Here is an 11,986-nt window from a genome sequence, read left to right on the forward strand (position 1 = left end):
ATGAATGTGCCTATTCGGGCCAAGGGCGATGCTCAGGCCCAGGCTCCAGCTCCATCCTTTAGCTTTCGCTACGGCGATGAGCTGATCGCCTTCGAGCGGGTGCAACGGAGACAGGCTAGCGGCAAGGTGCTTATCAAGGTGCATCCCGATTGCCGCGTCGTGGTCTCGGCCCCGCGTGAGGCGGCTGATGATGCGGTTCTCGCAGCGGTCAAGCAGCGCGGACGCTGGATCTACGAACAGTTACGCGACTTTCGCCAGCAGTTGGAGCACGTCACCCCACGCCAGTACATCAGTGGGGAAAGTCACTATTACCTCGGCAAGCAGTACCTGCTCAAGATGATCGAAGCCCCTGATTCGGTGCAGGGGGTCAAAATGCTGCGTGGCAAGTTGGAGGTGTCGGTTCGACAACGTAGCGCCGAGAAAGTTCGTGAGCTGCTGGCAGACTGGTACAAGGCCCGTGCCAAAGAGGTGTTTGCCAGACGCCTCAACGCCATGCTGGATCAAGCCATCTGGGTCACGGGCAGACCAGCACTGCGCATCCTGACTATGCAGACACAGTGGGGCAGTTGTTCCCCCCATGGCCGGATCACGCTTAACCCACATCTGGTCAAAGCGCCCCGCGAGTGCATCGATTACGTGATCCTGCACGAGCTCTGCCATATCGCCGAGCACAACCACAGCGAGCACTTTTACCGGCTGATGGGTCAGGTGATGCCCGGTTGGGAAAAGACCAAAGTGCGGCTGGATGGGATGGCTAACCGCTTGTTGACGTGAGTTATCAGCTCGTCAGTCACCCACAGCCCGGCAGGCCACCCTTGCCGGGCTGAATTTTTTGGTGTGGATGCATTGATTGCTCTTCGCATGGAGCCTTTTGTAGCCAAAAACGGACATTCTTTCTGAACGTAATCATCAATCGCTTCAGAATAATGTTCTATATCCGCTATCCTCTTATGTCAAAAAAGGAATAAAAAAAATTTACTTATTATTTATAAAAATAAATATCCGTGATTATGTATGCTTATGTGATTGTTTATAACTATATGTTTTTTAAGATAAAAAATGAAATTTTGTTGAGTGTAGTATTTTTGCCATGATAGCGTCGATAGTTATTATTTATAAAAATAAATAAGTAAAAACAACGCCTTACGTGCACCATTGCGGTTGACGACCCCCTGCCCAGTTACTAGGTTGTATGCAGGTCAGGTAGGAGTAGTCATGCAGCAAAAAACGGTTCAGCAGCCCATCGTCACCGATGCGGAGATCGCAAAAACAGCACGGTATAACCGAGACATCAAAGCTTCGGGGTATCGCCCCTGGGTCACGGTGCGGCAGTCCCATACCTATGGTCAGGGGCAGATTGTATTTAGTCACAAAACGGGTCGTGAGCATCATCTGCTCAGTCGTGGTGAGCGACAGCCCTTTTTCTATTTCGAGCGCGATCCAACGGTTATCGACATTCTCGAACAGTACCCGCTGCCCCTGCATCAAACGCTAGAAATTGCTGCCTCTCTGAACATTGTCCATCCTGGTAATTACAAAGAGCGAGGACATTTCGGTGGCCGTATCCCTGCCAAAACCATGACGCAGGATTTTGTTGTGCTGAGGCAATCCGATAGTGGAAAAGTGCGATTGACAGCATACAGCTATAAATATTCAGAGGCACTGGACTCTGCGATCACCAGTCCCCGAGTCGTTAATCGAACACGAGCAAAAGAGCAAATTGCCCTTGAGTATTGGCGTACTCAAAATATCGATCATGTGCTGGTAACTGAGAAAGATTTTAATGCAACATTTATATACAATGTAGAGTTTTTGCGGGAATGTTTTGATTCAAAAAATTTTCTCCAGGTTTCAGCGGATTTTTATGACAATGTGATTTTACAATTTAAGTCTCACATGATTATGGCTCCCTTATCCACTCTTAGGATGTTAATCCTGCTGGTAGCTCAAGAGATAAATATCGATGAGGCGCATGTTGTTTGCTTATTCCAACATGCTGTATATACCGGTCGTATTGATATAGATTTGACACAGCGCATCGAGTTATATCACCCTCTTCCGGCATTGCGGGGGTCTTGTGCGGATTAACCAAAAAATTGTATCCAAAACAAAAAACCAGTCAGAACTGCTTATCGTTGACATCTGTCTGGATAACAGATTAATAGCCGTATCAGACCTGTTGGCTGACTCACCTAAGCGCCCATTTGTCATTTCATTGGAACATGTCGAGTCTGATATAAATGCAGCTAGGGTTTCTATTGCAGATCATGATTTTCCAGAGATATTCTATCAGCCTGATTCAGTTTTTGATCCAAAATGGATTGATAAAAGAGAACAGTGTCTTGCTACTATCAAACCACTGATAGTAGATCCAGATCTTAAGCATCGTTATCTCTATGGTGAATCAAATGGTATATTGAATCAACTCATCGCTCAGTCAGGACGTAGTAAAAAATATGTAAGCAGTTGTTTGAATCGTTATTTTAAATGTGGAGGAATGCCAAATTCACTATTGCCACGATATTACGAGTGTGGTTTGAATCATCAACTGCCAACTAAAAGTCTTGAGTTAGACGACGGAAAAATCTGCCTAGCCTCAAAAAGAGGACGTGAAACTAATTACGGTAATCCTTATCGGGGTATTACCCAGCAGGACATTAAAAACATAGAGTTATTCTCAAGGTCGATTCGTTCTGGAGAGGAAGTTGTTCTCTCTAAATTATATTTAGACTATTGTATGACCTATGCATCTGTAGAGATGAGTCCAAAAAATGTTGGAGATGGTGAAATATCAGAGTCAGTGAAAATATTACTGCCAAAAGAGCACTTGATTTCTCCCCGTTCATTCAAACGACAATTAATGAAATGTATCGACAAACTAACATTTATCAAAAAACGAGTTGGTAGCATTAATTATGCGCGAGATCATGCGGCTAAACCTGGTGTGGCAAAAAAAGGGCTGCGTGGACCGACTTATCGCTATGAAATAGATAGTACCATCGCCGATATTTATATTCGTGACGCATACTCTCAGGATGAATTAGTGAGTATTGGACGACCTACAATATATCTAGTTGTTGATACGTACAGTACCATGATTGTTGGAATTCATGTGGGGTTTGGCAGTCCCTGCTGGCATGGTGCCAGTCAGGCTCTTTGTAATGCCATGAGTAATAAAATTGATTTCTGTCGGGAGTATGGCGTTGATATAAAGGAGTCTGAATGGCCCTGCCAAGAAGTTTGTCGTGAATTAACGATGGATCGGGGATCTGAAAATTCGGATAGCAATATTACTGCAATACTGCAAGGCCAAATCGGTATCAAGGTCGCAAATTTAAATGCACTCCACCGTGGCGATATGAAAGGTACGGTCGAAAAAAGCTTCCATTTACTGCAAGAAATGGCAATACCGCCTCATGCAGGCAAAGTGATGAAGGTGCCGAAAAAAGAGGACCAGCATCCGTCGCGTAAACCATTATATAGTTACAATGAGTTTGTGAATCGCTTGATAAATGCCATTCTCTTTTTGAATAATAATCGCGCTAGTATTAATAATCAAAATTTTGAAATGTCGCGAGATGGTATTGGTTTTACTCCTCGTGATGTCTGGAATTGGGGGCTCAAGCAGGCTGTCATAGGCTCCAGAGTGTCCGCAGATAAGCTGCGTTTTGCATTATTGCCCGAATCCGAGGCAACGGTTATGTCACAAGGCATTTATTTTAGAAACTTATACTATAGTTGCAATGAAATTGTTCGTAGGAGCTATCTGGATAAAGCCAAAAATTTTGGCAGGTTTAAAATTAAAATTCGCTACTCAGATGTCACCACCAATTATATATGGCTTAAAGATGAGGTATTGGGTGATGTTATTCAGTTGGATATTACTGACCGGAGTGAGGCCTATAAAAATCAGATTTGGGAAAATGTCATGCGACAGCAGGAAATCACAAAAAAACGTCTTGCAAATTTGAAGGAACGCGAATTCAGTGAGCGAGTAGCGCTTGTACAAAAATTCGATAAACAGGATAAGCAAATACAGGCCAGCATTAGAAAACATAGCAAAAGTAATGCCAAGAGCATTCAAGGCGGCATGAAAAATCGCAAAATGATAGATGCTGCCATGCAACGACATCAGGAGGGGCAGTCCATTGTTGCCGATTTGGTTCCTGTGGCTCAGGAAAATACATATCCTCGACCATTATCGGCGATAAGCCAGCAAGATCTCACTGATCCGACAATTTTCAGTGTTGAGGAGAAATGACCATGGCCGCACCTCAATATTTTTCACACCCCAATTCCAAATATCGGGGCAATCCCTATATCGAGGGGCTCGGCTTGCCGCTATCTTCGGCACAGTTTTATGCGAACTGTGAGCTCCCTTTTCAGTGCGATCTGGATCTTGGCGGGGTGGATGAATCGCTGCATTCGTATTTTATCCGTACTGCCATTGATCAACTGGCCGAGGTTTATACCTCTCCAGATGAGGCGTACCGTTTATATGACCAGATACGACGGATGATCGAGGCTGGCTATGCTCGACGCAATCCAATTGGGGCAGATGTACGCCGGATATTAGCTGCGATTGATCGTGACAAGGCCGAGCCATGGAAAGCTTCACATGTATTGGATCTAGAATTGTCTGTTCAGTACAGCTTGTTACTGTTGGGGCTGAGTGGACGCGGAAAATCGACTATGGTTAGGCAAATCTGCAAACAACTCCACCAGACCCTAGAACATAGTTGCTATACCGATCATCAGGGCAATGAATTTGTTATTAACCGGACGCAGGTGACCTATTTATATGTTGAGGTTCATGATCGCCGTGGCCAAAAAGCCCTGCTATTGAACCTGTTAGAGTCACTCGATGCTATCACGGGTGAGAGTTATAGCCACGCCCATAGGAGCCGCTCTGTTAATGAGTTGATTTCGGTGGTGCAAAAATCTTTTATCGGCCATGGGGTTGGTTTGCTGATCCTAGATGAGGCGCAGAATCTGGCCAAGTCTGCCAAGAGTGAAGTGATCAGCAACAACGAGAAAACCACCATGAGATTTTTAGAGGAACTATTCAATCGAGTTGGTATACCGCTGATGTTTGTCGGGACGCTGGCCACGATGAAATTATTCGAAAGCGAGATGACACTCACTCGCCGAGCAACTAAAAATGGATTTATGCAATTGGTTAGTTGTGAACTCGAAAGCTCATTCTGGCACCGCTTTATTCGCCTGATCTGCCAGACTAGATTGCTGAAAAACCAGACAACCTCGGAAGACGTGTTGCGCCAGCACATCCATTATTTAAGCGCAGGTATTCCAGCCATTGCGACTAGCCTAGTGCGGGCCGCGCTTTCGTATCTAACCCACCTGAAACCCCAAGATCAAGATCTCTCGATAGCCGCATTGGACCACACCTTTAATCGCGAATTTAAAATTCTCAACCCTGCGCTGACCGCATTGCGCAAGGGCGACTACTACCAATTTGAGGATCTCTCGCCGATGCTCATGCTGGAATCGGTGGCGAGTGGTCATGAGGCCGCTCAGCAGGCGCAACCACAGTCAGGAAAAAATCTGCTGCAAGGTAAGGTTAGGATCAGTAATAAGCCGCAGAACATAGAGGTAAAGCAGCAGAAAACATTGGAGCAGTTATCGCCGGATCTATTGTTAGGCCAACTGGGTTACCACCTGGATAAGGGCCAGCGGAAATGATCCTCCATCGGTTGGAGCTGCTACCGGGTGAGCTTTTGGGGGCGGTAGCTGGTCGGATGCATGTACTGAGCACGTACAGGACGTTTACGGCAACGACTCATGCACTGAGGCTGGGTACACCAAAAATCCGACCTCACCGTTTATGTCATCCCGATGATCCCTCATTAGCTGCTCAGTTTCTGGCGCGAGGCGTTTCTCATCCGTGGCAGGCTCATAGTGTCGGTAACTATGTGGATCCTTTTTTGACGCCGCATGAGCAGGGGATAGTGGCATCAGCATTGGCGGGTCATTCCCCGCTCCGGTTACGGGTGACAGGCCTGCACAATGTACAGCACCAATATTGGCGCTGGTGTGCAGACTGTATCGCCGAGGATTATGAGCTCCATGGTATGCCCTACTACCACCGAGATCATCAACTGCCAGGAGTGTTCCATTGTCATCGGCATCAACGCGGTTTGTCTGGTCACTGCGCAGGCTGTGGTTTTTCTGCCAAATTGTTGTCGGAACAACTGATCCCACCCTACGATAGCCTCTGCCCCCATTGTGGACACTGGATGGGGGGATACGATGGTCATTTTACCGAGCGGATGCACGAGATCGAGTTGGCATCGCTGGCATTGGCCCAGTCCGCGAGTGCTCTCACTCTGTGTGCGCTAACTCAGCTGGTGACTGATTCGATGGGCATCTCGGGCGAGGCGATGCGCACGGTCAAAAGTATCAAAACGATCAATGCGTGGTTTCAGCAGATGGACTCGCAATGTGATCCCCTGGCACTTACTGCGTATTTCACCAATAGTGGGGGGCCAGGTCAGGTATGGCAATTACCCCCACAGCTGCGCAATGCACGGGGCTACCATGAGAAGTCAGCCCGAGATCCGTTGCACCCTCTGGCCCATCTAATGATGTTGCAGCATGCAGGCGTCGATCTGGTAGGGCTCTTGGGATCTGAGGGGTGATCGGTGTTGACCTCGGTGATCCCCACCTATATTCCTGGCGAGTCGGCCTACAGCTGGGTCAGCCAGTATTTTGTTCATTCGGCATACAGTGATCGAAACCATTTTTGTAACCAGCTATTCCACTGTCCTGCTGTTCGGTTGCATCCGGCATTACCAGGCCATATTGAGGCGGCTGCCCAGGCGGCGGGGGTGGATCCGCAATACCTGCTGCACCATGGCACGGGTTTCCCGCTTTATGCCCTTACGTTGAGAGACAAGCTGCAAGTCGACAACCTGGCATCTGCGATGTTGGGTGAAGGGAAGGGGCTGATGGCCCTGTCAGGACAAGCGGCCAGCAAGCTGGCTTTTGGCGGTGTCTGCCTGAAATGGTGTTCCGCCTGCTTGCGAGAGGATGAACAGGCCGTAGGATGTGGATATTGGCATACGGCGCATCAACTGTACGGGGTCACGGCCTGTGCCAAGCATGAGCTACGATTGCAAACCCTGGCGGCCAGTGCGGGAGGTATTGATCGGCGACTGCTAATACCGGATCCCGAGATACCCTGTGAACCATCGCGTCCATCTGAACAGGAAATCAATCTTTCTACATATATCACCGCTATGCATCGGTATCTGTGCGTCCAGTCGCCAACGGAGTCGCTAGCGGAGCTGTACCAGCGATGGCTCGGGCAACAGGGCTATCTGACGACCAGAGGCCATCTGCGTAGCCAGCTCCTGTTGCAGGCCATGACGGAGTTCTGGCAGGGGTTGTTTGCCGATATAACGCCAACAGTGCCACCGGGGCTGGCCAACTATCGATACGTCTCGGGGCTGGTGCACGGCAACCGCAATCACCACTACCTAAAGCATATGATGCTGATGGCGTTTGTAAGCCGTAGCCCAGCGGAATTTTTTTCTATCAGTAGCCCACCTACGGTGCAGATACAATCCACTATGCCTAGCGACGGACAGCTATCAGAAACAGCAATACTGACATTGTTGGTTAATCGAGTTCCCATGCGACAGATTGCCTGCCAGACCGGATACAGCATCGGCTATATCAAACAACTCGCCCTGAGACACAATCAACCGGTTGATCACCGTGCCAAGCGCATTACACCTGAAGTTGAGCGGGGAATATGGCGTCAGGCGTTCATGGGGGGATCACGGCAGCAGATCGCGCACAGTCATGGCGTTTCTGTCGGGACGGTCGAAGCCATTATTCAGAGCCACCAAGGGCTGTCTGACTGGCGACGGCATTTGAGAAGGGTTAACCGTCTCCGTGAGCACCGTGTAACGGTGGCTGCATATTTGGCAAAACATGCTGATGCTAGTCGAGGCTGTGTCGAGCAGGTGTGCAGAACGGCTTTCACCTGGCTCTATAAACATGATCGTGCCTGGTTGTATCAACAGTTACCTGCCGCCAAGCGAGCAGTTCACCATCCCAGTGTGGATTGGGAAGAACGGGATAGGAAACTGGCTGAGCAACTGGGGCTGCTGGCCGAGCAGGCAAGCTCTCTATCTGCATTGGAACGGGCAGTCGATAGGCCAGACTGCCTGAGGAAATACAAAACACGTCTACCGCTCAGTTACGCATTGGCTGTGCGGCTGGTTGCGGCGTATGCCGCTCAACATCCTATGCCCTGATGCTCGCCGTCGATACCTATACAGGTTCTGATATCAGGCATCACAACGAGGAGTATTGCCATGAAGGTCGAAGCAATCGTTCCTACCACACAGGTCGTCGATATTTTGTGCGATGTCTGTGGTGCTAGTACTACTAAATCGCTCGGTACGCAGGAATTCGGCACGCTGGAGGCTTGCTGGGGTTATGGTTCGCAGCACGATGGTGAACGATATCAGGTACACCTATGTGAAGGCTGCTTTTTTGGGGCGCTGGCCAACCTGAGACAGGAGCATCGGTTGATGAATATGTTTTCGGATGATTATCAACCCGCAGACCCTGATCAATTTGGGAAAATTGAAGGCAATCGAGAGCTTATCTAACCACGATTTGAGTGGTTGTGTTGATCGGCTCATCAAGTGAGCCGATTGGTCGAGGTGATCGGCTCATCAAATGAGCCGATTGGTCGAGGTGATCGGCTCATCAAATGAGCCGATTGGTCTGGGTGATCGGCTCACCAAATTAGCCTATTGTTGGTTCTTTATGGTATGACCCTTAATCAGCAGGGGATGCCATGCCTAATCCGGCCGACAAGATCGATAACTGCCTGCGCTCCCATAGGCGTAGTAATCACATCGGCCGGTTTTTCACCACCTAATCCCCACGCAGAGCGGGTGAGCCATCTCATCGTTTTAGCAGTATCTCCCCGGTGTAGGGATATGGCTGCGTCCACTGCTAAGGCTGCCCAGTAAACGCGATCTCCCTGAGCTGTCGATAAGCGATTGCCCCGTTTGATTTGGCGATTCAGTGTGTCTCGGCTAATACCAATCATCTGGCAAATTGTTCGGGTATTAGACCCCAATAGCGAGCTCAGTTTGACGACGATCTCAGGAGATACACCAGACACTATGTGCTGATGGGCGGCTAGCCAGTTACGTGGTAGACCGAGCGACTCCAGAACAGATAGATTGCTGGTTGGGGGAGATTGCTCTACATGAGTCATGATGAGTCTGTGCCTCCTTCAGGGAGTTGTTGATGGCAGCCCAATGCGAGTCACCACTCAGTAGTGCATTGGGACATCATCTAGTTTGGGGTATTCGTGAGCGGTTGACCACAACATCAGTTTTTTTCATAAAAATCATTTAATAACAAACGGTTATTGTTTTTTCGGCGGTTGGTTTCGTCATTTTTCAACGCAGGCGTGTGCCAATTGGCGAATGATTTGCATGTGAGTCCTTTTCGTTAATGACATCCCTTTTTGACTACTTTCGCGGTAAACCGTACCTGCCTATCTATGGCCCTGCCTACCCCCCCCTCACTTGTAAACTGCAATTAACTTTCAATCCCCTTCGAATGGTTATGTGCCCCTCGTTAGGGGGATAAATGGGCGTTAAACCCATTATGGGGTGCAAAATATCGACTGCATTATCCTGAATATGTCAAATAGAGTGATTTTGATTAAAAACACATTTATTGGAGTTGATATACTGCATCTCTCAAAATCGGGAGTCATGCATGAATTTCACCTTGTTGTTCGACTGGCTTAAGCACCTTGAGCCCAGCTCTGTCCCTACCATCGTGTTCTGTCTGGTAGTTTTGTTTTCCGCATTTTTTTGTGCGTTTTATCTTGGGCCATCATTTTTGGTGGCGAACAAGTTAAAGCAGGCTAGCAAGGGATTAGAAATACAGCATGAACTACCTGCTTCTGAAAAGTTAGAACAGGCTACAGCCATGTTTGCTGAGCCCAAATATCGGGCCATGAATCATGCATGGAAAGAATACGCTGACACTCTGCACAGACAGAGTGAATTGGTTGAGGGAGAGAGTCGATTAGTTGCTGTGCGAGCAACCTCCCTATCTGCCACTTTCTTCTCAGTGCCTAGTATTGTAGAGACGCCTCTCCGCACCGAGGTTTTCAAACACCTGCCAGGTGTACTGACAGGGTTAGGTATCGTAGGCACCTTCCTGGGTTTGATGTCGGGTTTGATGCATTTTGATGTGTCGGATCCTGCCAAGGTTACCGAAAGTGTCTCTCGCTTGCTCAATGACGTGCTTTTTGCTTTTGTTGGGTCTTCGATCGCAATCTTTGCATCCATCGTGGTGACTGGATTGGAAAAATGGCGTTGGGGACGTTGCCTCCAGTTACTGGAAAAGTTGACCGAGTCCATTGATGAACTCTTCAAGGGTGGTGTGGGTGAGGAATATTTAGCTGACTTGGTTAAGGCCAGCAATGAAAGTGCAGTTAATGCACGACAACTGAAAGACAGCTTGGTCAGTGATCTACGCACCATGATGCAAAATCTGGTTGATACCCAGGTTCAGGAAAATCTCAAACTGGCCAATACCCTCTCAACCTCTTATCAAGAGGTTGGCACATCTTTGGCTACCCAGATCGGTCGCTCCATCGAACATAGTCTTAAAGATCCCTTGGAAAAAATTGCTGGTTCAGTGAAGCAGGCAAGTGGCGATCAGTCAGGCCAAGTTCAGCATCTATTGACGGATGTACTGAGTGCTTTCATGAGCAAACTAGATGCATCTTTCGGTCAACAGTTCAGCGGTTTGCATGAAATGCTCGGTCAGTCAGTAACTGCAATGCAGTCCATGCAGCAAGGCTTTGTGGCATTGGTGGACGATATGCGGCGAGCTGGCGAGTCCTCTTCTCAGCAAAGTGCCACAGTCATCGCGCAACTGCTTACAGACATGCAGGCTGGTCAAGCCAGTATGCAGAATGGCATGAACGAGATGTTGTCAAAAATGCAGGCGGCGGTAGAGCGAATGGGAAGCTCGGGCGAGGATGCCAGTGAACGCATAGCTCACCAATTGGAGAGATTGTTTGCCGAGAGTGAGGCCCGTCAGCAACAGATAGCCGAACACCTGAATAGCTTTATTGAACAGAGCCAGCGGAGTATTGGCCAAGGGCAAGAAGAGGTCATGACCAACATGTCCACAAACTTGACTCAGCTGGGCTCACAACTTAATCAGATGTTCCAGACCTTTAACGCTAACCAAGAAGGAATGGATGCACAGCATCGCTTGGCACAGGCGGATATCAGGAATACAACTGAAACGGTTATTGGTGGGTTGGATAAGCAGCTTAGAGAGACGCTGCAATTGGTCGAGCAGCAGCGCAAAGAGGCACAGGAAGTTATTGACCTTCTTGGCTTGCAAACTAGAGAGCACTTGCAGCAAATGGCACAAGGGGCAGACAAGATGCGCCTTGCTGCGGATCGATTCGACACCGCGGGCAGCAGTGTGGTGCAAGCGGGTGAGACCGCTGCCAAAGTATTGGGGTCGGCGCAGCAAGTCGGTGGAGAGCTGGCGGTAGCTTCCCGTGAGCTCACAACCATTATTGGTGAATACCGCAATCATCGAGAGTCTGCGGCCAAAGTTTTGGCTACCATCGAGTCCGTAGTCGCCGGGGCGCAGAGCGAACAAAGCCAGCGAGCACAACTAATTAACGATCTCAGGCAACACGGTGAGCGGATGCGTGACCTTAATCGTGAGGCCACAGAATATTTGGACCAGATTGGCAATGCTCTAGCGAAAGGGTTCAATGAGTTTGCCGATGGGTTGAATCGTAATCTGGTCAAGACCATGGGAAGTCTCGATAGTGAGCTAGACAAAGCGGTGAAGGGGCTTGCTGGTGGTATCGATGATATGAAGGAAGGAATTGAGGATCTTTCCGAGTTGTTTGAGTCTATCAAGGTGCGGCGCTAAGGGGCTA

Annotated in this window: 9 protein-coding genes; 8 read left to right on the forward strand and 1 reads right to left on the reverse strand. The window is 48.7% G+C overall.

What is annotated here, in order from left to right; all coding sequences use genetic code 11:
* The 7 genes from CF137_RS06250 (at window position 1) to CF137_RS06280 (ending at window position 8,645) form a co-directional block, all read left to right on the forward strand.
* Window positions 1-774, forward strand: a complete 774-nt coding sequence (locus CF137_RS06250; protein ID WP_139718402.1) for a M48 family metallopeptidase — start codon at window positions 1-3, stop codon at window positions 772-774.
* Between the two features lie 441 nt (window positions 775-1,215).
* A complete protein-coding gene (locus CF137_RS06255; protein WP_139718403.1) occupies window positions 1,216-2,088 on the forward strand; it encodes a TnsA endonuclease N-terminal domain-containing protein in 873 nt (290 codons plus the stop codon).
* Window positions 2,078-4,261 (forward strand): transposase, encoded by a 2,184-nt coding sequence (locus CF137_RS06260; RefSeq protein WP_139718404.1) that lies wholly within the window; start codon window positions 2,078-2,080, stop codon window positions 4,259-4,261. The genes CF137_RS06255 and CF137_RS06260 overlap by 11 nt, the downstream gene beginning before the upstream one ends.
* Before the next feature lie 2 nt (window positions 4,262-4,263).
* Window positions 4,264-5,703 carry an AAA family ATPase gene (locus tag CF137_RS06265; RefSeq protein ID WP_139718405.1) on the forward strand — a complete coding sequence of 480 codons (1,440 nt, stop codon included), beginning with the start codon at window positions 4,264-4,266 and terminating at the stop codon, window positions 5,701-5,703.
* 56 nt (window positions 5,704-5,759) lie between these two features.
* On the forward strand, window positions 5,760-6,659 hold the full coding sequence (locus CF137_RS06270; protein ID WP_240038519.1) for a TniQ family protein: 900 nt from the start codon (window positions 5,760-5,762) through the stop codon (window positions 6,657-6,659).
* Window positions 6,660-6,662: 3 nt separating this feature from the next.
* Window positions 6,663-8,285: a TnsD family Tn7-like transposition protein gene (locus CF137_RS06275; RefSeq protein WP_139718407.1), complete on the forward strand. Its 1,623-nt coding sequence runs from the start codon at window positions 6,663-6,665 to the stop codon at window positions 8,283-8,285.
* Window positions 8,286-8,345: 60 nt separating this feature from the next.
* Window positions 8,346-8,645, forward strand: coding sequence for a hypothetical protein (locus tag CF137_RS06280; protein WP_024941359.1), 300 nt, complete (start codon window positions 8,346-8,348; stop codon window positions 8,643-8,645).
* Window positions 8,646-8,821: 176 nt separating this feature from the next.
* Here the strand turns inward: CF137_RS06280 and CF137_RS06285 are convergent, their stop codons facing one another.
* The gene (locus CF137_RS06285) at window positions 8,822-9,265 is read right to left on the reverse strand and encodes an antitoxin Xre/MbcA/ParS toxin-binding domain-containing protein (protein WP_139718408.1); all 444 of its coding nucleotides are present in this window, start codon (window positions 9,263-9,265) and stop codon (window positions 8,822-8,824) included.
* Window positions 9,266-9,777: 512 nt separating this feature from the next.
* On the opposite strand from CF137_RS06285, the gene zorA1 reads away from it, so the two are divergent.
* Window positions 9,778-11,979: a type I Zorya anti-phage system protein ZorA1 gene (zorA1, locus tag CF137_RS06290; protein ID WP_153227364.1), complete on the forward strand. Its 2,202-nt coding sequence runs from the start codon at window positions 9,778-9,780 to the stop codon at window positions 11,977-11,979.
* Window positions 11,980-11,986 lie beyond the last annotated feature (7 nt).

This window comes from Aeromonas sobria, assembly GCF_006243315.1.
GTDB classification, from domain to species: Bacteria; Pseudomonadota; Gammaproteobacteria; order Enterobacterales; family Aeromonadaceae; genus Aeromonas; species Aeromonas sobria_A.

Coding starts and splice junctions, on each gene's coding strand:
- CF137_RS06250 (WP_139718402.1), top strand. CDS start 1: ATGAATGTGCCTATTCGGGCCAAGGGCGATGCTCAGGCCCAGGCTCCA.
- CF137_RS06255 (WP_139718403.1), top strand. CDS start 1,216: ATGCAGCAAAAAACGGTTCAGCAGCCCATCGTCACCGATGCGGAGATC.
- CF137_RS06265 (WP_139718405.1), top strand. CDS start 4,264: ATGGCCGCACCTCAATATTTTTCACACCCCAATTCCAAATATCGGGGC.
- CF137_RS06270 (WP_240038519.1), top strand. CDS start 5,760: ATGCATGTACTGAGCACGTACAGGACGTTTACGGCAACGACTCATGCA.
- CF137_RS06280 (WP_024941359.1), top strand. CDS start 8,346: ATGAAGGTCGAAGCAATCGTTCCTACCACACAGGTCGTCGATATTTTG.
- CF137_RS06285 (WP_139718408.1), bottom strand. CDS start 9,265: ATGACTCATGTAGAGCAATCTCCCCCAACCAGCAATCTATCTGTTCTG.
- zorA1 (WP_153227364.1), top strand. CDS start 9,778: ATGAATTTCACCTTGTTGTTCGACTGGCTTAAGCACCTTGAGCCCAGC.